The following is a 20,515-nucleotide window of genomic DNA, read 5'->3' on the forward strand; positions in this document are numbered from 1 at the left end:
CTCACGCGGCGGCGTCCACCGCGCCTTCACCGCGGACGATCACCAGGAACGCGTCCGTCGCGAGGTCCATGACGACCTCGGCGGGCAGTCCCTCCATGCGCCGCGCGTGTGCGAACTCCTCCGCCGGCCACGATCCTCGCGGCCCGCCCGCGGAAAAGCGTTCGAGCACTGTTCGCCCGTTCACCATCCTGACCTCCGATAAGCGTCGTACTTGTAGGAGTTAACGCCTGCCGGAGGTGAATCGCCTCGCTCAGTGACGGGACTGAGACGTAGTTGACACTCGTTCACCGCTATGTGTGAGCAATTGACCACTCTCGATGATCATTCACTACACCGCGTGTCAGTCTTCGTACTCATCGTGATATCGGATGCGTTCGCTGCCCGCGGGCGCCCCGAGAGCCGACGCGCGCCCCTTGGGTTCCTCCCACTCCTCCTGCCGGCCCAGCGCGGTGAGGTCGAGGAAACCGGTGGTCGAGCCCAGTCCGTCCAAACCGCGCTCGTAGGTCGAGTAGGTGTGGAACACGCGGTCCCGGTCCCGCAGGAAGGAGCTGACGCCGGGCCGCTCCACCAGCTCGCCGTCCCGCTCCAGGGTCACCTCGAAGTCGCGGTTGAAGTCGCTGCCGTACGACGAGAACCAGGGCAGCGTCCAGCCCATGCGGGCCTTGAACGGCAGGATCCGGGTGAACGGCGCCCGGGAGACGGCGACGAGAGTGGTCCCGCGCGCCTTCAGATGCGCCAGATGCCCGATCTGGTCCACGAACCCCGAGCAGCTACGGCAGCCGGCGTCCCATTCGGGGGCGAACATGAAGTGGTAGACGAGAAGTTGGTGCCGTCCCTCGAAGAGGTCGAGCAGGGTCGCCTTGCCGTCGCCGCCCTCGAAGACGTACTCCTCCTCGACCTCCACCATGGGCAGTCTGCGCCGCTCGGCGTTGAGGGCGTCACGCGCACGCGTGGCCGCCTTCTCCTTGACCAGCAGTTCCTCACGTGCCGCGCGCCACTGCTCGCGCGAGACGATCTCCGGAAGCGACATGGGCGCCCTCCTGTGCAACGGTCCGTTCAAGGGTGGTGACCGCGGGCAACGGCGGAACTCATCGCCGGGCGCGAAGAAATCTCAGGAATTCTTGCCGGAGTACGACCCTGAGTACGCCTCGGAGTACGGCACCGGCAGCGCGAGCAGGCCACGCGCGCGCAGGGAGCGGCGCCACCGGAGGTCCGCGTCCGCGAGGGCGAGTTCGGGGAACCGCTCCAGCAGCGCGGTCAGGGCGATCTCGGTCTCGGCGCGGGCCGGCGGCGCGCCCAGGCAGTGGTCCACGCCGTGGCCGAGGGCGAGGTGGCCGGAGGCGATGGGGGCACCTCCCGCTCGAGCGACGCCGAGAGTGGGGGAGGGAGAGGTCCAGGCGGTCGGGGTCGGGGAAGCGGGCCGGGTCGCGGTTGGCGGCGGCCAGGGACAGCAGGACGGTCTCGCCTGTCAGCACGGTGACACCGCCGATGGTCATGTCCTCGGTGGGGAAGCGACGGATGGCGAGCAGGGCGGGCCCCTCGAAGCGGTGGAACTCCTCCACGGCGGCGGCGACGCGTGTGGGTCCCCGCGCAGGGCGTCGAGCTGTTCGGGGTGCTTCAACAGTGCCAGCACCGCGTTCCCGATGAGCTGCACGGTGTTCTCGTAGCCGGCGAAGAGGATGAGGAAGGCGAGGGACATCAGCTCGTCCTCGCTGAGCCGGTCGCCTTCGCGGACCGCGATCAGGTCGGAGAGCAGGTCGTCGCCGGGCTCCTCGCGCTTGTCGGCGAGGAGTTCACCGAAGAAGCCGAGCATGGCGACGACCGCCGCCTTCGCGTCCTGCGGGCGGGTCGGGTCGGGGGCGGAGAGCCGCGGGTCGGTCAGGTGCCTCTCGCACGTCCTGGTACCGGGTGACGACCCACGCCGAGTTGCCGTCGGCGCCGGCGATGCGGTGCACCGGCGCGGTGTCGCGCAGGCGCCGGTACACGTCGCGGGGGTGGTCGATGAGGCCGTCGGCGGGATCCATGGGGATCAGGCTAGGGGCGGTCTCAGGTGTCGTAGTCCTGGATCCGCCTGCCGTGACCGCGGTCGAGGAGGGCGGGCATGCGCTCCCCCAACTCCCTTACAACCGAAGGGACATCGTCGTCAACAGCTCCCGGTCGCGCATCAGGATCCGCCCGTCGACGATGGTCGTGCGCACGTCGGAGGAGCGGGCGCTGTGCACGAGCGTCGCGGCCAGGTCGTGGACCGGCTGGGTGTGCGGGCCGCTGAGGTCGACCAGGACGATGTCGGCGCGCCGGCCGGGCGCGAGGGTGCCGAGGCGGTCGCCGAGCCCGATCGCGCGGGCGCTCTGGAGCGTGGCGTGGTGCAGGGCTTGACGGGATGTCAGCCAACGCGGGTCGCCGGTGGTCGACTTCTGGATGAGGGCGGTGAGGGTCATCGACTCCCATACGTCGAGGGTGCTGTTGGACGCGGCGCCGTCCGTGGCGAGGCCGACGGGGATGCCGATGTCGTGCAGGGCGCGTACGGGTGTGGTGGTGGGCCAGGCGAACTTCAGGTAGCCGCGCGGGGCGGTGGCGACGGCCGTAGTGCCGTCGGCGGCTTCGAGCAGCGGCAGGTCGCTGTCGAGGATGCCGGTGCCGTGGGCGATGAGGACGTCGGTGTCGAGGATGCCGGTGCGCCTGAGCACCTCGATGGGGGTGACGCCGTGCCGGGCGAGGCTGGTCTCGGCCTGGTCGCGGTTCTCGGCGGCATGGAGGTGGACGGGCAGGCCGTGGTCGCGGGCGAGAGCGGCGGTGGCGGCGAGGTCGGCGTCGTCGACGGTGTAGGGGGCGTGCGGGGCGAGGGCGGTGGTGATACGGCCGCCGGCGCCGCCGCGGTGCCGCAGCGCGAACTCCAGTGACCTCTCCCGCCCTTGGGGACCCTGGGAGGAGAAGTACGCCTCACCGAGGTGCGCCCTGATCCCGCACTCCTCGACGACGGCGGCGACGGCGTCCATCGAGAAGTAGTGGTCGGCGAAGCAGGTGACGCCCCCGCGGATCATCTCGGCGCAGGCCAGCTTCGCCCCCAACTCCACGTCCTTCTCCGCGAGATTGGACTCGATCGGCCACACGACGTCGTTGAACCACTCCTCGATGGGCAGGTCCTCGGCGACCCCGCGCAGCGCGACCATCGGGGCGTGGGTGTGGCAGTTGACGAGGCCGGGGAGCGCGACCTGCCCGGCGGCCTCGATCCGCTCGACGGCGGCCCGCCCGCGCACGGCATCGGCGCTCACGACGGACTCGACGACTCCGTCCCGTACGACGATCGCGGCGTTCTCCTCGAACCCGATCCTCTCCTGATCGTCGTGCACGAGGACGGTGCATCCGGTGATGACGAGGTCGGCGGGAGCCGCTGCGGGAGAAAGCGTCATCACGCCAACGTACGACGCGGTCGTCGGGTCGCGTGAGGTGAACCGCGCATCCGGTCAGGGGCCTGTCGCACGGGCCCGGCGCGCGGGCAGGCTGGCCTCGTCACGGCCTGCCCGACGGCCGCACCACGGCCCTGCGGCGGCATCGCGGCCTACGGCTTCTGGAAGGAACCCGGCATGCTCCTCGGCACCTGGAACCTGGAGAACCTCTACCGGCCCGGCGGCGAGTTCGGCCCCAAGGACAAGGCGGCTTACGAGACGAAGCTCGCGGCGCTGGCGGCGGTCGTCACCGATCTCGACCCGGCGCTGCTCGGCGTGCAGGAGGTCGGGGACCCCGAGGCCCTGAGCGACCTGGCCGGGATGCTGGCCGGCGACTGGCACATCGCACTCTCCGAGCACCCGGACGGCCGGGGCATACGGGTCGGCTTCCTCAGCCGCACGGCGCTGCGCGTCCTGCACGACACGTCCGCCTTCCCGCGGAAGCTGAGGCCGGTGCAGACGGACGACGACGGCGACACCGTGTCGGACTCGGGCCGGGGCTTCCTCGCGGTGGAGACGGAACCGGAGTCGGGGGCCGGGCCGTTGCGGGTGGCGGCCGCGCATCTCAAGTCGAAACTGCTGTCCTACCCCGGCAACCGTTTCAACCCGCGTGACGAGGGCGAACGCGCCCGTTACGGCGCCTACGCCCTCTACCGCCGTACCGCAGAGGCGACGGCGCTGCGCGCGCTGGCCGACGTACTGCTGGCCGGGGAGGGAGGCGAGCGGGACGTGGCGGTCCTCGGCGACCTGAACGACGAGGTGCAGGCGGCGACCACGCAGATCCTGCTGGGCCCGCCCGGCTCGGAGATCGGCACGCCCGGCTTCGAGGTGAAGGACAAGGGCGACGCGGTCCGCCTGTGGAACGCGGCACCGCTGATCCCGGCCGAGCAACGCTTCTCCCGCGTCAACTCCGGTCGGCGTGAGCTGATCGACCACATACTGTGCAGCCACCGCCTGATCCGGCGGGTCACGGCGGCGGGGACGGGGGCACCGGGAGCCGGTGCGCCGCAACTGCCGTCGGTGGGCGCGGACCCGAAGAACCGGCGGGGCGAGGCGGGTTCGGACCACGCGCCGGTGTGGATACGGGTCGGGGCCTAAAGGGTGTTGCACAACGGCGTGACCGCTAGATTCCCGCCATGATCCGGCCTGCCAGACTCTTCGCTTTGTCCGGTTTCCTGCCGACTGGCAGCGCACATTGATCTTGCTTGCGAGCTGCTGCCCAATCTTCCCGGCCCTTGTGCAACACCCTTTAGAAGGCCACGTGAGTTCGTGGGTTCGGTTCCGGAGCGCCCGACCTGGGCGGTGCAGAACCTGCCTCCCGGCTCCGTGGACGAGTGCCGGAGAGTGATCTGCGCCTGCCTCAGCCGGCCAGGAGCGCCGGCACCTCGGGGGCATCGGGGATCCGCAGCCCGACCCGGTCGCGTTCCTGCGCGAGTTCGTCCAGCAGCTCGGTGAGCTGGGCGGTGTGCCGGGCGGTGAGGCGGCCCGAGTCGTCGAGGTGCACCGCGCACGCGGTCGTCGCGTCGACGAGCCGTTCGAGGGTGGCGACGACCTCGTCCGCGCCCTGGGTGTGCCGGGCGAGCGCGGGGAGTTCCGCGGCGGACAGGGCGATGGCGGTACGGGCCTCGGCGAGTGCGCGATAGGCCTCGCGTCGCAGGGTCCAGCGCAGGGCACGGGTGTCGTGGCCGTCCGCCGGGGCGTGGGCGGATTCCCGCACGACATGGGCGAGGTAGGCGTACGCCGCGCTCCCCGCCGCGCCGAGCCGCGCCCGTACGCCCCCGCCACGCTGTCCGGGCATCGGCAGATGCCCGACCACGAGCACGATCGCGCACGCGAGCAACGTCTCCCCGATCCGGCTCACGGAGGCCTGCGGCTCGCCGCCCACCATCACCAGGGCGAGCACGAGGACGGTCACGACGGCGGTCTGGGCGGCGAAGTGCCGGGTGGCCACGGGAATGAGGGCGCCGCTGAGGGCCACGAGTGCGATGAGCCCTTCCGGCCTGGGCAGCACGGCCGCGAACCCGGCGAAGAGCAGGGCTCCCAGCACGGTGCCGGCGGCCCGGCACAGCACCCGGGAGACGAGGGGCCCGAGGTCGGGCTTGACGAGGAAGACGGCGGTGGCCGGCAGCCAGTACCAGTGCTCGTGCTGCCCGTACCACCGGGCGTGGTACAGCCCTTGCGCGATGGCGGCGCTGGCTCCGAAGGACAGGGCGACCCGCAGCCCGTACTCCCGCCCGCCGACCCCGAACACGGCACGGACCAGATCCCCGGCCGTACGACGCCGAGTGTGCAGATCCCTGTTCTCCTTGCCCCGGTCGAATGCCTCGGCGGCGTGCAGCAGGGCGTCGTCGAGGGCACGCAGGGCGGCCTCGGAGCGGGAAGGCGCGGGGAGGGGGCCGGTGTGGGTGTTGCCGCGCACGGCGGCGGCGAGGCGTCGGGGCCCTTCGGAGGCCCGCGCGGGCACGGGGTCGCCGACCCAGGCGAGCGCGGTGGCGGCCTCGGCGAGCGGCAGGGCGGCGGCGTACTGCGCGTGCAGCCGCCGTTCGGTGGAAGAGGAGGCGTACCGCCGCAGCCGGGGTCCGGTGAGGGCGTCCTGCGCGTGATCGAGGGCGGCGGTGAGGGCGGCACGGCGAACGGTGGCGCGGTCGGTCCCCACGGCGTCGAGCAACTCGGCGACGGCGTCGTACACCCGCGCCACCGCGTCCCGCTCCCCGTCGAACCGGAAGTCCCCGACGAGGGACCCGGGCGTGGGAAGCACGAGCCGGAGCAGCAGCAGCCACACGGCACCGCCGAGATAGGCGACCGCCCGCTCCCACCCGCTCTCGGGCAACGGCATCCCGGCCCCGATGGCAGCGGCGACGAGCAACTGCGTACCGGCGGCGGAGGCGACGGGCCCGACGGCACTGATGCCGCCGGCGAAGAGCCCGAGCCCCGCGAACAGAAGACTGAGCGCCACGGCCCCGAGACGATCCCCGGCACACGTCCCGACGAACAGCCCGACCGCCCCCACCACCGCGGGCACCCCGAGCCGCCGCACGGAGCCCCGACGGCTACCGGGCCGGTCGTTGATCCCGGCGAGCATGGCGGCGATGGCGGCGACGACACCGAGGGAGGTACGGCCGGCGAGCACCGCGGCAAGGAGCAACGGCCCCGCGGCCAACGCCCCACGCGTGACCGCGCTCCAGGGAACGGGCCCACGCTGCGCCCGCAGAGCATGAGCGAGCCAGGGCGGAAGGTGCGGCCGGGGTACGACACGACGTGCGGGGCGGGACACAGGGCTCCTGTCGGGGCGAGGGCGGGGGTGGATGCCTTCGGGCGACGGTGGCCGGGCAGTGAGGTGGCCGTAAGGGGTGTGGCCGGTGGTGTCCACGGTAGATCGGGATCTTGGTGACGACGGGACGTTCGGGTTTCGGGGATGTGACGATGCTTGGAAAGGGCACGTTCTTTATGAACGCAATTTCGATGCGTGGCATTTGTCGAACAGCGTCTGCGTGTCGGCGATCGCTCGCAGCAGGGCCGCCGGCTGCGGTCGCAGAGCCCCGAGGATCCCGTCCACCGCGCGCAGCCCGGCCCGCTCCAACAGCCGCTTCTCGTTCGTCACCCACTCCCCCCGCGCTGCCAGCACCCCATGTCCCGTCTGTACGGCGGCTGTGGCGAGGGCGCCGGCGACCTCGGTGAGGCGGCCGGAGGGGGCGTGGTTGGCCTTCGCGTAGGCGAGGGTGGCCAGGGCCGTGCCGTGCCAGCGCTCGCTCGCCGTGCGGCGCAGCTTCTGCGGGTATCGGGCGGGCCTCGGCAGCTCGCCCCGCAGCACCTGGTTGATCGCCAGCTCCGCGACGACCAGGTAGCTGGGAATCCCGGCGAGATGGAACAACAACGGCTCCACCCGGAATCGCCCTTCCTCCGCCTCCGCCAACTCCCGCTCCACCACGTCGAGATCGCGGTAGTGGACGTCGACCCGCCGTCCCTCGATCGTCAGCCACGCTCCCCCGTTGAAGACGCCACCGCCCCAGCCGCCGACCTCCGACACCTCGCCCTCCCAGCCGAGGGCGCGCAGGTCGGCCGGGTCGAAGGGGCCGCGGTAGTAGACGGCCAGGTCCCAGTCGCTGTCGGGCCGGTGGGTGCCCTGGGCCCGGGAACCGCCGAGGGCGACGGCCCGGACGGCGGGGAGCGCGGCGAGGCGGTCGGCGGTGGTGTCGAGGAAGGCGGTGTCGTCGGGGGTGGGCATGGGGCGAGCGTACGGAGCAGGTGGGGCGTGGCTCCAGGTAATTTGCCCCTGCTGCCTGACCCGGGTCGGGGGTGACGGGAGTGCCCGAGCGGGGAGGCGACGGGAGGTGCCTACGCGGGGGCGATGGAAAGTGCCCGCGCGGATCGCGGCGGGTCGGCCTGCGCCGGAAAGTCTGCGCGGCCATCGCCGACGGCCTGCCCGGATCTTGCGCGCGCGTGCACACAACGACCGAGTGAACCGACCCCAGCCGGAAATTCGGATGCGTCGGCCGAGCCGGGCACCCATGATCGGCAGATTGACCGCCGAACGCCCCGCCCTGGCCCACAGGAGCCCGCATGATCCGTCGCGTCACCTCCCCCGCCCTCTTCCCTCCCCCGACCTACTCCCACGCCTCCGTCGTCGAGGCCGGCACGAGGATCGCCTTCCTCGCCGGCTCCGTGCCGCTCGACGGCGACGGGAATCTCGTCGGGGAGGGGGATCCCGTCCGGCAGGCCGAGCAGGTGATCGCCAATCTCGGCGAGCAACTGCGTTCCATCGGGAGCGACTTGGCGCATGTACTGTCGACCGACGTGTACGTGGTGAGCAGTGACACCGCCGTGCTGTCCGCCGTCTGGGAGGTCGTCGAGGCGTCCGGGCTCAGCGTCGGGCCTCATTCGTCGACGCTTCTCGGGGTGGCCTGCCTCGGATACACGGGGCAGTTGGTCGAGATCACCGCCACCGCCGTCGTTCCCGACGAGGGTACGGAGGGAACACGGCCATGACCGCCGTCGCCCTGCGCCGTGCCCTGCCCACCGACGCCGGCGCCACCGCCGACGTCTGGCTGCGCTCCTTCACCGCCGCCCTGCCGACCGTCGTCCGGCCGCGCTCCGACGACGAGGTGCGGACGTATTTCCGGGAGGTCGTGGTGCTCCTGCGGGAGACCTGGGTGGCCGAGGCGGCCGGCCGGGTCGTCGGCGTCATGGTGCTCGACGGCGGCCTGCTCTCCCAGCTCTATCTCGACCCCGACTGGCGGGGCCGCGGCATCGGCGACCGGTTCGTCGACCTCGCCAAGCGGTGCCGGCCGGGCGGGCTGAGCCTGTGGACCTTCCAGGTCAACAAGCCCGCCCACCGCTTCTACGAGCGCCATGGCTTCGTCGCCGTCGAGTACACGGACGGCAGCGGCAACGAGGAGCGGGAGCCGGACGTGCGGTACGTCTGGCATCCGGGGCTCGATCAATCAGCCTGAGTGCCCCTGGGACGGCCCCATGCCCGCCGCTTGGGCAACGGCCTCGCGTACCCGCCGACCCGACTCGTCCGCAGCCCCAACCCCACCAGCGACTCGGCGAGTTTGACGGCGGCCCCGACCCCGTCGACCACCGGAACTCCCAGCTTCTCCTCCACGGCCCGCTGCAGGCCGGTCATCCCGGCGCACCCCAGCACGAGGACTTCGGCGCCGGCGTCCCGGGCCCGTTCGGCAGCCCGCACAAAGGCGGCCTCCGTGCGCTCGACGTCCTCCAGCTCCAGCACCCCGAGCCCGGTGCCGATCACGGCGGCACAGTTCCGTCCGACCCCCGCCAGCTCCAGACTGTCCTCGATCTGCCCGCACGAGCGCTCCAGCGTGGTCACCACGCCGTAGCGCCGCCCCAGGAGGCAGGCCAGGTGCGCGGCGGCCTCCGTGATGTCGACGACCGGTACGTCCGTCAGCTCCCGGACGCCCTCCCGTCCGTGCTCGCCGAAGCCGGCCATGACGACCGCGTCGTACGCCGGACCCTCGAAGTCGCGCAGCGCGTCCATCACCGCCGCCGCCGAGAGGTAGCTGTCGAGCCAGCCCTCCGCCGACTCGGGGCCCCACGTGGGGGTCAGCCCGAGCACGGTGGTGCCCGGGCCTGCGGCGGCCCGGGCACCTCGTACGATCTCCTCGGTCATCTCCTGCGTGGTGTTGCAGTTGGTGACGACGATCCGCACGTCCTTCAGACCTCCCGCACCACAGACCCGGCGGCCGGCGCATCAGACCCGGCAGCCGGCTCACCGGCCCCGGAGGCCCCGGCGGCCCGCTCATCGCGGCACAGCACCAGATACAGCCCCGCCGCCAGCGCCGTACCGATGAACCAGGAGTACGGCGCCACATCGCCGAACGCCTTCACCAGCGCCAGCACCGCCGCGACACCCGCCGCCGGCAGGAACGCCCACAGCGCCTTGGGGTTGACGCCCTTGCGGTAGTAGTAGCGCGAGCCGGGCTCGGCGGAGAACAGCTCGTTCACGTCCACCCGGCCGCGCTTGACCAGGTAGTAGTCGACCATGATCACGCCGAACAGCGGGCCCAGGAAGGCGCCGAGGCCGCCCAGGAAGTAGTTGACGACCGTCGGGTTCGAGAAGAGGTTCCACGGCGTCACCGCCAGCGCCGCGACCGTACTGATCATGCCGCCGACCTTGAAGGTGATCTTCTGCGGCCAGACGTTGGCCAGGTCGTACGCAGGAGAGACGAAGTTGGCGACGATGTTGACGCCCATGGTGGCGATGGCGAAGGTCAGGGCGGCGAGGACCAGGATCCAGGTGTTGCCGACCTTGGCCACCAGCTCCGCCGGATCCGTGATGGCCTCGCCGAACACCTCCAGCGAACCGGCCGTGACGATCACCGAGACGACCACGAACGCCGTCGAGTTGATGGGCAGGCCCCAGAAGTTGCCCTTGCGGACCGTCCGGTAGTCCGGGGCGAAGCGGGAGAAGTCGCAGAAGTTGAGCATCAGCGTGCCATACGTGGCGAGGATCAGGCCGATCGCGCCGAACCACTGACGCCACTGCTCGCCGACTGACACGGGGTGCGGGGTGGACGTGAGCGAGATCGTCCAGTTGGCCTTGGCGAGCACCCAGACGGCCAGGGCGATCATCACGACCCAGATCGCCGGACCGCAGAAGTCCTGGAACTTGCGCACCGACTCCATGCCCTGGCTGATGATCAACGCTTGGATGAGCCAGAGGGAGAGGAAGGAGACCCAGCCGAGCGCGTGCAGGCCGAGGAAGGAGCTGTGGGTCCAGGACTCCAGGCCGGGCCACGCGGCCAGCAGCATCACGTTCACGGCGACCGACGCCAGATACGTCTGGATGCCGTACCACATGATGGCGATCACGGCCCTGATCAGCGCCGGGATGTTGGCGCCCCAGACGCCGAAGCTGATGCGGCTGACGACGGGGAACGGGACGCCGTGGCGCTGGCCGATCCTCCCCATCCAGTTCATGCCGATGTAGATGAGCACGAAGCCGACGAGCAGGGAGGTGAAGACCTGCCACACGTTCATGCCGAGGACCAGCAGGCCTGCCGCGAACGTGTAGTTGCCGAGGTTGTGGACGTCGGACATCCACAGGGCGAAGAGGTCGAAGACCTTCCAGTTGCGCTTGCCGGCGGGGGCGAGGTCTTCGTTGGTGAGCCGGGGATCGGGGACGAACGCTGCTGTGCCGGTGACTTCGGCACGGTCGGCGAGGGACACGGGGCCTCCAGGGGGAGGGGACGGAGGAGGACTGCTTTCCGGTCGCTTGGCTAGTTTCCGGTCACTTGGCAACACGTTTGGTATACCAAACTGCGCTCATAGTCCTCCCGTCAACCGTTCGGACAGATATCGCTGCTGTTAACGCTCCGTAAATCACGCCCGGAGTCGGCGAAGATGGCCTCATGACGAAGATCGAACCGCTCGGAGCGATCCGCGAGCGTGTCCTCGCCACGCTGCGGCAGGACATCATCGCGGGCCGCCTGCTTCCGGGGGATCGCCTGGTCGAGCGCGAGCTGGCGGACCGCTTCGGGGTCTCCCGGGTGCCGGTCCGCGAGGCGATCCGCGCGCTGGTCGCCGAGGGGTTCGTCCACTTCGAGACGCCCCGCCGGACAGTGGTACGACGGCTGACCCCCGCCGACGTCAAGGAACTCTTCGAGCTGCGCGAGGCGTTGGAGGTGTACGCGGCCGGCCTCGCGGCGTCACGGGCGACGCAGGAGGACCTGGCGGAACTACGGGAGCTGCTGCGCGCCGCGGCCAGCGCCACCGAGGCCGGGGACGCCGAGAAGATCACCGACGTCAACACCCGGTTCCACAACCGGATCCTGGCCATGGCCGGCAACAGCCTGCTGACCTCGGTCATGGAGCCGGTCGACGGCCGCCTGCGCTGGCTCACCCGGCAGAACGAGGAGTGGCCCCAACTCCTCACCGAACACCGGGACTTGTACGAGGCCATCGCCTCCGGCGATCCCGACCGCGCCCGCGCCCACACCCTCACCCACGTGCAGGCCAACTACCGCTCTACGGTCCGCCACCTCTTCGGCGAGAGCGAGGCCGAGGGCGAGAGCCAGGAGGACCGCTAGCGCCACGCGTACTCCCCTCACTTTCCGAGCCCCGCCGCCTGAGCCGCCGCACTCAGCACCTCCCGCAGCATCGCGGGCGTGAGCTTGCCGGTGAAGGTGTTGCGCTGGCTGACGTGGAAGCACCCGAAGAGTTCGAGCCCGGCGCGTCCGTCGCCCCGTTCGAGCCCGGCGCCCCCTTCGAACCCGTCGCCTCGCTCCAGCCCACCGCCCCCTTCGAGCCCGACCCGCACCCCGTGCCCGAACGCGGGCCGTGGCCGGGGCACCCTCCACCCCGCCTCCGCCAGTGCCGGCAGCGTCGCCTGCCAGCCGAAGGCGCCCAGTACGACGACCGCCCGCACCGTCGGCCGCAGCAGCCGCAGCTCCTGCACGAGCCAGGGCCGGCAGGTCTCCCGCTCGCCGGGCGTGGGCTTGTTGGCGGGCGGGGCGCAGTGCACGGGGGCCGTGACGCGGACGCCGTACAGCTCCAGGCCGTCGCCGACGGCGACCGACGTGGGCTGCGAGGCGAGCCCGACGTCGTACAGGGCCTGATAGAGCACGTCACCGGAGCGGTCCCCGGTGAACATCCGGCCGGTGCGGTTGCCGCCGTGTGCCGCCGGCGCGAGCCCGACGATCAGCAGCCGGGCGTCCGGCGGGCCGAAGCCGGGCACCGGGCGGCCCCAGTACGTCTGGTCGGCGAAGGCGGCGCGCTTGGTGCGGGCCACCTCCTCGCGCCAGTCGACCAGCCGCGGACAGGCCCGGCAGCCCGAAACCCGCAGGTCGAGATCGTCGAGGGCGTCCACAGCTCCACCGTACGGCCTTGCCCGGACCGTACGGGGACTAAGGTCGAGACATGGCAGCCGAGGATGACGAGCAGCGGGGCGGCAACGCGGCCGAGGGGCACCCCCCGGACGCGGCGACCGCCCAGCAGCCCGTCGACACGGCGACCGCTGTGCAGCCCGTCGACGCGGCAGGCGCCGAACAGCCCGTCGACCCGAAGATCGCCGACGCCGTCGCCGCGGCCGAGGCCGCCGGTGTGCAGAGCGGCGAGTCCGTGCGCATCGATAGCTGGATCTGGGCCGTACGCCTGGTGAAGACCCGCTCCATGGGCGCCACCGCCTGCAAGGGCGGGCATGTGCGCCTGAACGGCCAGAACGTGAAGCCCTCGCACACCCTGCGCATCGGCGACGAGGTGCGGGTGCGTCACGAGAACCGGGAGCGGATCGTCGTCGTCAAACGGCTCATCCGCAAACGGGTCGGCGCGCCGGTCGCGGCCCAGTGCTACGTCGACAACTCGCCCCCTCCCCCGCCGCGCGAGGCCGTCGCCCCGGCCGGCATCCGCGACCGCGGCACCGGCCGCCCCACCAAGCGGGACCGCCGCGACATGGAACGCCTGCGCGGCCTCATGGGCGGCAGCGCGGGACGGCCACGCGAACGCTGACATGCGTCGCCTGAGAGCTCGGGACTCCGGGTTTCGGCGGCTGGTGCGGGCCGCGCATGGCTGATCGCGCAGTTCCCCGCGCCCCTGAGTCGGCCTGACGGCCGCCAACCCGGGGGCGCGGGGAACTGCGCGAACGGCCCCCACCGGCCCGCACCCATCGGCGCACGCCGGCGTCGGCTCACGCGCGTCGTCGCAGCAGCCGCAGCAGATCCGCGTTCGAACTCCGCCGGGCCCAGGCGATCAGGGTGAGCGGCACGATGAGGATGAGCGGCGTCGCCGCGTTCTCGCCGCCGAAGGCGGTGATCGTGACGACGAACGCGCCGACCATCAGCGCGCTCAGTGCCATCGCCGCCACCGACTGGAGCACCGGGATCAACAGCGCGATCGCACCGGCCAGTTCGAGCGCGCCGATGGTGTACATCCCCGCGCTGCCCCAGCCGAGCTCGTCGAAGCCCTCGGCGGCCGACGGGTGCGCGATCAGCTTGGGCAGCGCGCTGGCGATGGCGTAGAAGAGGGCGAGCACTATCTGAAGGCCGCGCAGGGCGATCCGGGCGCGGCGCCCGCGCGGGGTCGCGGACTCGGCTATGACGGTGCGGGAGTTGACGGATGCGGCGGCGGTGACGGAGGCGGTGGTCTCGGACATCGGGGGTCTCCTGTGTTCAGCGGTCCGTGGTGCTGTCACAGAGGTAGACCGGCACTCGCTCCCGAACTCATCGCCGTACGACCGGAATTTCAGCCGTTCGTCTCGAACGGCAGCCACCCGTGCCCGATGTACCAGTGTCCGCCCGCCCGCAGATGGTCCCCGACGGCGCGCTCCACGGCCGTGCCGCGCGGCAGGCTCTCGATCGGCAACTCCGGGTCGCCGAAGACGAATTGGACGGGCTCGGTGTCGGCCGGCTCCCGGTCCTCGCGGGCGACGCGGAAACGCTGCTGGAAGCGGACGATGTTGGAGTCGCCGGGAAGGTACTTCCTGAGCTGGTCGTCCAGCAGCCAGGAGTGGCAGGTCGCCACCCGGTACCGCTCCAGCGGGAAGTGCAGCGCGAAGAACTCCCGGGCCAGGGCCAGCGAACGGTCGACCGCGGCCGGGGACATCGGCCCGCGGAAGTCGGGTATGTGCACATTGAGGCAGAGCGAGTCCGGACCCACGTCGAGCCCCGCCGCCGCGAGCCGCGTCCCGGCACGCTGCCCGAGCCGCGCCCGCTCGAACTGCAGCCGGCCGAGCTGGTACAGCTCGCCGCGGAAGTGATGGATGAGCCACCAGGGCGCCTGCACGCCCGCCCGGCCGTACCGCCTGCGGTGCACCGCCATGTTCCGCCCGAGGTCGGCGAGGGTGCGCCGGGAGACGTCGGCCGGGATGCCGCGCTCGCGGTGGTAGGCACGGGTGTACGGCAGCGCCGCGACGAACACGTACACCGGGAAGCAGCGCTGCAGGGGACCCGAGGGCCAGTCGAGGTCGGGCAGGTCGACCGGTCCGCCGACCTCGCCCATCCCCCGGACGAGCTCGTCGACGGACCGCTCCAGGAACCCGCGCAGCTCGGGGTCGTCCGTCACCCGGCGGCCCATCCGTACGAGGTCGTTGACGTCCTCGTGGGGTACGGAGAGGTCGAGCAGCAACTCGGCGAGTTCATCGGTGTCCGGCAGCACTGGGCCCCCTGCGGGAAGAACGAGGAGTACGTTTCAAGAAGGAGTGGTGATCCGATGCGTACGGGCAGTGAGCCTACGACGGCGCGCAGTGCACTGCGGGTCCGTTTCTGGCTGTGCGTGTGGGGCGTGCTCTGGGCGATCTTCGGCACCGCCGCGTTCGCCCTGGCGGGACGCCCCGGCTGGGCGGCGGCCTGCGGGGTGCTGTGGCTGGTGATCACGATCGACATGACCATGATCCTGCGGCACATCCGCCAGGGGCCGCACTACCAGCCGGGCCGTGACATACCCCCGTACCTCCCGCCCGAGAGCCGTCCGTACCGCCCGTCCGGGCCCCGGCCCGGCACACCGCCGAAGAACCGCCCCGGCCGGCCGCCGCCGCAGAACCCCCACCCCTAGTCCCGCCTAGAGCCGTCGCCCCAGTCGCCGTAGCTCACGCGTCGAACCGCGCCGCCTTCAGGTACTGGGGGTTCGGGTCGAGCGCGGCCGCCAGCCGGAAGTGGCGCTTGGCCTGGACGGCCCGGCCCTGGCGTTCGTAGGTGCGGGCGAGCGCGAAATGCGCGAACGCGTTGTCCGGCTCGCGCTCCAGGACGATCGTGAACTCCAGCTCGGCGGGCCGCAGTTGCGCGGCGGCGAAGAAGGCACGCGCGCGCAGCAGCCGGGCGGCGGTGTTCTCCGGGTGCACGGCGATGACCTCGTCGAGCAGCTTCACCGCGCCCCGCGGGTCCCGCGCGGCGAGCAGTTGCTCGGCGGCGCGGAAGTCGATGACATGCGTCTCCGGAGTACGTCCGGTCGAACCGCTGGTCTCGGGCACGGCAGAGTCCTTCCCTCACTGAGAGGGTTCAACGCGCGAACGCAGCAGGGCTATTCCTGTGCCGAGCGGGACGACCGGTCCTCATGGGCCCCGTGCGCTCGACGCACGAGCTCGTCCCAGACGTCCTTCACGCGCCACTGAAGCCCCTCCAGCGGTACGTCGTTGTCGATGACGATGTCCGCGATCTCCAGGCGCTGGGCACGCGTCGCCTGCACGGCCATACGCGCGCGTGCGTCCTCCTCGGTCATACCGCGCAGCCGGACCAGGCGGTCGAGCTGGGTGTCCGGAGCGGCGTCCACGACGACCACGACGTCGTACAGCGCCGCCAGGCCGTTCTCCGTGAGGAGCGGGACGTCGTGGATGACGACGGCGTCCTCGGCGGCGGACTCCTCCAGCTCGCGGGAGCGGGCGCCGACCAGCGGATGCACGATCGAGTTGAGCACGGCGAGCCGGTCGGCGTCCGCGAAGACGATCGAGCCCAGCCTGGGCCGGTCCAGGCTGCCGTCCGCGGCGAGCACGTCCTCGCCGAACGCCTCCACGACGGCGGCGAGACCGGGGGTGCCGGGTGCGACGACCTCCCGCGCGATCCGGTCCGCGTCGATCAGCACGGCCCCGTGTTCCACGAGCAGCCGTGACACCTCGCTCTTACCGGCGCCGATACCGCCGGTCAGGCCCACCTTCAGCATGACCGACAGCTTAGGTCCTGCCACTGACCGCGCACCGGGCAGGACTGCCGCTCGCTCCCGCCCGTCCGTTCAGCCGTCGCCCTCGCGCTCGGCCAGGAACCGCTCGAACTCCCGGCCGATCTCGTCGGCCGAGGGGATGTCCACCGGCTCGGCGAGCATGTTGCCGCGGCTCTCGGCGCCGGCGACGGCGTCGTACTGGTGCTCCAGGCCCTCGACGAGGTTGGTGAGCTCCTCGTCGCCCTCGCGGATCTGGCGGTCGATCTCGTTCTGTGTGCGGTGGGCGTCGGTGCGCAGGGAGTGCGCGATGCCGGGCAGGACCAGTCCGGTCGCCGCCGTGACGGCCTCCAGGACGGTCAGGGCCGCGTCCGGGTACGGGGAGCGGGCGATGTAGTGCGGGACGTGCGCGGCGACGCCCAGTACGTCGTGCCCGGCTTCCATGAGCCGGTACTCGACCAGGGACTCGGCGCTGCCGGGCACCTGCGCCTCGTCGAAGGGGCTGCTGTGGCCCGGGACGAGGTCGGTGCGGTTGCCGTGCGGGGTGAGGCCGACCGGGCGGGTGTGCGGGACGCCCATGGGGATGCCGTGGAAGTTCACCGACAGACGCACCCCGAGCCGCTCCACGATCTCCTTGACGGCGGCGGCGAAGCGCTCCCACTCCACGTCCGGCTCGGGTCCGGACAGCAGCAGGAAGGGCGCTCCGGTGGCGTCCTGGACGAGGCGCACCTCTATGGCGGGCACCTCGTAGTCGGCCCAGCGGTCGCGCTTGAACGTCAGCAGCGGTCGGCGGGCGCGGTAGTCCACCAGCCGGTCGTGGTCGAAGCGCGCGACGACCTGGTGGGGCAGTGAGTCGAGGAGCCCGTCGACGATCTGGTCGCCGGTCTCACCCGCGTCGATGTATCCGTCGAAGTGGTAGAGCATGACAAGACCGGCCGACTCCTGGGCGAGCGCCATGTCCACCACGGCGAGGCCCTTCGGCTCCCATGCGTACAAACCCTGCGGATCAAGCACTGTGACCGCTCCTCCTCGTGTCCATATGTGACAACACCCTTACGGGCGGCGGCATTCCCGAGGACGAGGAGTTCATGATCTTGCCGGCTACGGGCAGCGACCTGGGGGCGCGGGGAACTGCGCGACAAGCCACGACGGCGCCACAGATGAACGACACAGGGGCCGCACCCCGAAAGGTACGGCCCCTGTATTAAGAGCTACTGCTCAGTGGGCGTTCAGCTCTGCCCACCGGCCAGCTTCTCGCGCAGCGCGGCAAGCGCCTCGTCCGAGGCCAGCGCACCGCTGTTGTCGGCGCCCTCGGAGGAGTACGAACCGCCACCGGACGCGGCCGGAGCCGCACCCGCGGCGTCGCCACCCTCGGCGGCAGCGGCAGCGTCGGCCTCGCGGCTCTTGATGACCTGCTGCTGGTGCTGCTCGAAGCGCTGCTGCGCCTCGGCGTACTGGTTCTCCCACACCTCGCGCTGAGCCTCGAAGCCCTCGAGCCAGTCGTTGGTCTCGGGGTCGAAGCCCTCGGGGTAGATGTAGTTGCCCTGGTCGTCGTACGACGCGGCCATGCCGTACAGGGTCGGGTCGAACTCGACCGAGGCCGGGTCGGCACCGAAGGACTCGTTGGCCTGCTTCAGCGAGAGGCTGATGCGACGACGCTCGAGGTCGATGTCGATGACCTTGACGAAGATCTCGTCGTTGACCTGGACGACCTGCTCCGGGATCTCCACGTGGCGCTCGGCCAGCTCGGAGATGTGGACCAGACCCTCGATGCCCTCGTCCACGCGGACGAACGCACCGAACGGAACCAGCTTCGTGACCTTGCCGGGCACGACCTGGCCGATCTGGTGGGTGCGGGCGAACTGCTGCCACGGGTCTTCCTGGGTCGCCTTCAGCGACAGGGAGACACGCTCGCGGTCCATGTCGACGTCGAGGACCTCGACGGTGACTTCCTGGCCGACCTCGACAACCTCGGACGGGTGGTCGATGTGCTTCCAGGAGAGCTCGGAGACGTGGACCAGACCGTCGACGCCACCCAGGTCCACGAAGGCACCGAAGTTGACGATCGAGGAGACGACGCCGGAACGGACCTGACCCTTCTGGAGGGTGGTGAGGAACGTCTGGCGGACCTCGGACTGGGTCTGCTCCAGCCAGGCACGGCGGGACAGGACCACGTTGTTGCGGTTCTTGTCCAGCTCGATGATCTTGGCCTCGAGCTCCTTGCCGACGTACGGCTGGAGGTCGCGAACACGGCGCATCTCGACCAGGGAGGCCGGGAGGAAGCCGCGGAGGCCGATGTCGAGGATGAGACCACCCTTGACGACCTCGATGACGGTACCGGTGACGATGCCGTCCTCTTCCTTGATCTTCTCGATGGTGCCCCAGGCACGCTCGTACTGGGCGCGCTTCTTCGAGAGGATCAGGCGGCCTTCCTTGTCCTCCTTCTGAAGAACAAGGGCTTCGATCTCGTCACCGACGGCGACGACCTCGTTCGGGTCGACGTCGTGCTTGATCGAGAGCTCACGGCTCGGGATGACACCTTCGGTCTTGTAACCGATGTCGAGGAGAACCTCGTCCCGGTCAACCTTGACGATGACGCCGTCGACGATGTCGCCATCGTTGAAGTACTTGATCGTCTCGTCGATAGCGGCGAGGAAGGCTTCCTCGTTACCGATGTCGTTGACCGCAACCTGCGGGGTGGTGGCGGTGGTCTCGGTGCTGCTCGTCATGTGGGAAAGGGCTCCGGTACGGACATTGAAGTCGTAGGTACTGCTACGCCGGGAGCCCGTATCGCTCTGAAGAAGCCGGACAGCCAAGGAAGCGCCACACAAAATCGTGGGGCGCCTCGACAACCGAGGGGACATACAACAGATGCGAGCGCAGCCTGCTACGTCTGAGGTGCGCAGGCCCGCAGCGCAACTTGTAGCATACGGGGGCAGCCGGACAGGGTCAATGCGCGAAGCCGCACACCCGGGGCGGATCGCCCCATACCCGGCACAAAACCTGTCTCTTGAGGCCACGCGGGCCTTGGGCAGTCCCTTTCGTGACACTGCCGAGAAGGGGCCGCGCCATTCAGGTGACGGAAGAGTACGACGAGGGAGCCGATCATCCAAGAGCCCGTATCGCCCGAGATCGAGTCCGACGAGCCGGAGGCCACGCGGCGTCAGGCAGACGTCGCCGAGAGTTCCCGAGCCAACCGGGGCTGGTGGGACCGCAACGCGGACGAGTACCAGATCGAGCACGGCACCTTCCTCGGTGACGACCGTTTCGTCTGGGGTCCCGAGGGCCTGGACGAGGTGGAGGCCGAGCTGCTCGGCCCGCCGGAGGAGCTCAAGGGCAAGGACGTCCTGGAGATCGGCGCCGGCGCGGCGCAGTGCTCGCGCTGGCTGGCCGCGCAGGGGGCCCGCCCGGTCGCCCTGGACATCTCCCACCGCCAGCTCCAGCACTCGTTGCGCATCGGGGGCGCGTTCCCTCTGGTGTGCGCCGACGCGGGCGCTCTCCCCTTCGCCGACGGCTCCTTCGACCTGGCGTGCTCGGCCTACGGCGCGCTGCCGTTCGTCGCCGACCCGGTGCTGGTGCTGCGTGAGGTGCGGCGGGTGCTGCGGCCGGGCGGCCGATTCGTCTTCTCGGTCACCCACCCGATCCGCTGGGCCTTCCCCGACGAGCCCGGCCCGGAGGGCCTGTCCGTCGCCGCCTCCTACTTCGACCGCACGCCGTACGTCGAGCAGGACGACGAGGGCCACGCGGTCTACGTCGAGCACCACCGCACCATCGGCGACCGGGTGCGGGACGTCGTGGCCGGGGGGTTCCGGCTGGTGGACCTGGTCGAGCCGGAGTGGCCGGCCTGGAACACCTCGGAGTGGGGCGGCTGGTCGCCGCTGCGCGGGAACCTGATCCCGGGGACGGCGATCTTCGTGTGCGAGCGAAGCGAGACGGGGGCGCCCCCGGCCGGAGGCTGAGGGAGAGAC

At 71.0% G+C, this 20,515-nt stretch carries 23 protein-coding genes and 2 pseudogenes; 7 read left to right on the forward strand and 18 right to left on the reverse strand.

Features of this window, described 5'->3' with window-relative positions:
* Position 1: 1 nt before the first annotated feature.
* The 7 genes and pseudogenes from ACZ69Q_RS24060 to ACZ69Q_RS24090 all read right to left on the reverse strand — a co-directional run bounded on the left by ACZ69Q_RS24060 (position 2) and on the right by ACZ69Q_RS24090 (position 3,410).
* Positions 2–187, reverse strand: a complete 186-nt coding sequence (locus ACZ69Q_RS24060) for a hypothetical protein (protein WP_471045236.1) — start codon at positions 185–187, stop codon at positions 2–4.
* Positions 188–340: 153 nt separating this feature from the next.
* Positions 341–1,030 (reverse strand): DUF899 domain-containing protein, encoded by a 690-nt coding sequence (locus tag ACZ69Q_RS24065; RefSeq protein WP_471045239.1) that lies wholly within the window; start codon positions 1,028–1,030, stop codon positions 341–343.
* An 81-nt stretch (positions 1,031–1,111) separates the two neighbouring features.
* Positions 1,112–1,312 (reverse strand): hypothetical protein, encoded by a 201-nt coding sequence (locus tag ACZ69Q_RS24070; protein WP_471045603.1) that lies wholly within the window; start codon positions 1,310–1,312, stop codon positions 1,112–1,114.
* Between the two features lie 139 nt (positions 1,313–1,451).
* Positions 1,452–1,529: pseudogene (locus ACZ69Q_RS24075) on the reverse strand (hypothetical protein); the annotation flags it as partial.
* On the reverse strand, positions 1,493–1,813 hold the full coding sequence (locus tag ACZ69Q_RS24080; protein WP_471045242.1) for a cytochrome P450: 321 nt from the start codon (positions 1,811–1,813) through the stop codon (positions 1,493–1,495). The gene ACZ69Q_RS24080 and the pseudogene ACZ69Q_RS24075, both read right to left, overlap by 37 nt.
* Positions 1,794–2,024 (reverse strand): hypothetical protein, encoded by a 231-nt coding sequence (locus ACZ69Q_RS24085; RefSeq protein ID WP_471045244.1) that lies wholly within the window; start codon positions 2,022–2,024, stop codon positions 1,794–1,796. Before ACZ69Q_RS24085 ends, ACZ69Q_RS24080 begins: the two co-directional genes overlap by 20 nt.
* A 22-nt stretch (positions 2,025–2,046) precedes the next feature.
* A pseudogene (locus tag ACZ69Q_RS24090) lies at positions 2,047–3,410 on the reverse strand (amidohydrolase).
* Between the two features lie 174 nt (positions 3,411–3,584).
* Between ACZ69Q_RS24090 and ACZ69Q_RS24095 the strand changes: the two are divergent.
* Positions 3,585–4,544: an endonuclease/exonuclease/phosphatase family protein gene (locus tag ACZ69Q_RS24095; protein ID WP_471045247.1), complete on the forward strand. Its 960-nt coding sequence runs from the start codon at positions 3,585–3,587 to the stop codon at positions 4,542–4,544.
* Between the two features lie 262 nt (positions 4,545–4,806).
* Here ACZ69Q_RS24095 and ACZ69Q_RS24100 read toward each other — a convergent pair whose 3' ends face one another.
* Both ACZ69Q_RS24100 and ACZ69Q_RS24105 read right to left on the reverse strand, forming a co-directional pair.
* A complete protein-coding gene (locus tag ACZ69Q_RS24100) occupies positions 4,807–6,720 on the reverse strand; it encodes an FUSC family protein (RefSeq protein WP_471045249.1) in 1,914 nt (637 codons plus the stop codon).
* Between the two features lie 171 nt (positions 6,721–6,891).
* Complete coding sequence (locus tag ACZ69Q_RS24105; RefSeq protein WP_471045251.1) at positions 6,892–7,671, reverse strand: nucleotidyltransferase domain-containing protein; 780 nt, start codon at positions 7,669–7,671, stop codon at positions 6,892–6,894.
* Between the two features lie 335 nt (positions 7,672–8,006).
* Between ACZ69Q_RS24105 and ACZ69Q_RS24110 the strand changes: the two genes are divergently transcribed.
* Both ACZ69Q_RS24110 and ACZ69Q_RS24115 read left to right on the forward strand, forming a co-directional pair.
* Positions 8,007–8,432, forward strand: a complete 426-nt coding sequence (locus ACZ69Q_RS24110) for a RidA family protein (RefSeq protein ID WP_471045252.1) — start codon at positions 8,007–8,009, stop codon at positions 8,430–8,432.
* Positions 8,429–8,896, forward strand: coding sequence for a GNAT family N-acetyltransferase (locus ACZ69Q_RS24115; protein WP_471045255.1), 468 nt, complete (start codon positions 8,429–8,431; stop codon positions 8,894–8,896). Before ACZ69Q_RS24110 ends, ACZ69Q_RS24115 begins: the two co-directional genes overlap by 4 nt.
* Here ACZ69Q_RS24115 and ACZ69Q_RS24120 read toward each other — a convergent pair.
* Together ACZ69Q_RS24120 and ACZ69Q_RS24125 are read right to left on the reverse strand one after the other, a co-directional pair.
* Positions 8,884–9,615: an aspartate/glutamate racemase family protein gene (locus tag ACZ69Q_RS24120; protein ID WP_471045257.1), complete on the reverse strand. Its 732-nt coding sequence runs from the start codon at positions 9,613–9,615 to the stop codon at positions 8,884–8,886. The two genes, ACZ69Q_RS24115 and ACZ69Q_RS24120, sit on opposite strands and share 13 nt — an antisense overlap.
* Positions 9,616–9,620: 5 nt before the next feature.
* Positions 9,621–11,135 (reverse strand): NCS1 family nucleobase:cation symporter-1, encoded by a 1,515-nt coding sequence (locus ACZ69Q_RS24125; protein WP_471045259.1) that lies wholly within the window; start codon positions 11,133–11,135, stop codon positions 9,621–9,623.
* A gap of 182 nt (positions 11,136–11,317) precedes the next feature.
* On the opposite strand from ACZ69Q_RS24125, the gene ACZ69Q_RS24130 reads away from it, so the two are divergent.
* Positions 11,318–11,995: a GntR family transcriptional regulator gene (locus ACZ69Q_RS24130; protein WP_471045261.1), complete on the forward strand. Its 678-nt coding sequence runs from the start codon at positions 11,318–11,320 to the stop codon at positions 11,993–11,995.
* Positions 11,996–12,012: 17 nt separating this feature from the next.
* Here ACZ69Q_RS24130 and ACZ69Q_RS24135 read toward each other — a convergent pair whose 3' ends face one another.
* Positions 12,013–12,774, reverse strand: a complete 762-nt coding sequence (locus ACZ69Q_RS24135; protein ID WP_471045264.1) for a uracil-DNA glycosylase — start codon at positions 12,772–12,774, stop codon at positions 12,013–12,015.
* A gap of 50 nt (positions 12,775–12,824) precedes the next feature.
* Between ACZ69Q_RS24135 and ACZ69Q_RS24140 the strand changes: the two genes are divergently transcribed.
* Entirely contained in the window at positions 12,825–13,412 is a 588-nt protein-coding gene (locus ACZ69Q_RS24140; RefSeq protein WP_471045267.1) for an RNA-binding S4 domain-containing protein, read from the forward strand.
* Positions 13,413–13,590: 178 nt separating this feature from the next.
* Here the strand turns inward: ACZ69Q_RS24140 and ACZ69Q_RS24145 are convergent, their stop codons facing one another.
* Both ACZ69Q_RS24145 and ACZ69Q_RS24150 read right to left on the reverse strand, forming a co-directional pair.
* Positions 13,591–14,055 carry a DoxX family protein gene (locus tag ACZ69Q_RS24145; protein ID WP_471045268.1) on the reverse strand — a complete coding sequence of 155 codons (465 nt, stop codon included), beginning with the start codon at positions 14,053–14,055 and terminating at the stop codon, positions 13,591–13,593.
* Between the two features lie 89 nt (positions 14,056–14,144).
* A complete protein-coding gene (locus tag ACZ69Q_RS24150; RefSeq protein ID WP_471045270.1) occupies positions 14,145–15,056 on the reverse strand; it encodes an acyltransferase domain-containing protein in 912 nt (303 codons plus the stop codon).
* Positions 15,057–15,110: 54 nt separating this feature from the next.
* Here ACZ69Q_RS24150 and ACZ69Q_RS24155 point away from each other — a divergent pair, with 54 nt between their 5' ends.
* Positions 15,111–15,452 (forward strand): DUF6343 family protein, encoded by a 342-nt coding sequence (locus tag ACZ69Q_RS24155; protein ID WP_471045272.1) that lies wholly within the window; start codon positions 15,111–15,113, stop codon positions 15,450–15,452.
* 34 nt (positions 15,453–15,486) lie between these two features.
* On the opposite strand, the gene ACZ69Q_RS24160 is transcribed toward ACZ69Q_RS24155, so the two are convergent.
* The 4 genes from ACZ69Q_RS24160 to rpsA form a co-directional block, all read right to left on the reverse strand.
* The gene (locus ACZ69Q_RS24160; RefSeq protein WP_471045275.1) at positions 15,487–15,867 is read right to left on the reverse strand and encodes a tetratricopeptide repeat protein; all 381 of its coding nucleotides are present in this window, start codon (positions 15,865–15,867) and stop codon (positions 15,487–15,489) included.
* A 50-nt stretch (positions 15,868–15,917) separates the two neighbouring features.
* A complete protein-coding gene (gene coaE, locus ACZ69Q_RS24165; protein ID WP_471045277.1) occupies positions 15,918–16,553 on the reverse strand; it encodes a dephospho-CoA kinase in 636 nt (211 codons plus the stop codon).
* A gap of 69 nt (positions 16,554–16,622) precedes the next feature.
* A complete protein-coding gene (locus ACZ69Q_RS24170; protein WP_471045279.1) occupies positions 16,623–17,561 on the reverse strand; it encodes a PAC2 family protein in 939 nt (312 codons plus the stop codon).
* Positions 17,562–17,776: 215 nt separating this feature from the next.
* Complete coding sequence (gene rpsA, locus ACZ69Q_RS24175) at positions 17,777–19,276, reverse strand: 30S ribosomal protein S1 (RefSeq protein ID WP_471045282.1); 1,500 nt, start codon at positions 19,274–19,276, stop codon at positions 17,777–17,779.
* 375 nt (positions 19,277–19,651) lie between these two features.
* Here rpsA and ACZ69Q_RS24180 point away from each other — a divergent pair, with 375 nt between their 5' ends.
* The gene (locus ACZ69Q_RS24180; protein WP_471045593.1) at positions 19,652–20,506 is read left to right on the forward strand and encodes a class I SAM-dependent methyltransferase; all 855 of its coding nucleotides are present in this window, start codon (positions 19,652–19,654) and stop codon (positions 20,504–20,506) included.
* Positions 20,507–20,515 lie beyond the last annotated feature (9 nt).

The sequence above is a fragment of the Streptomyces sp. NPDC036764 genome, from assembly GCF_055609385.1.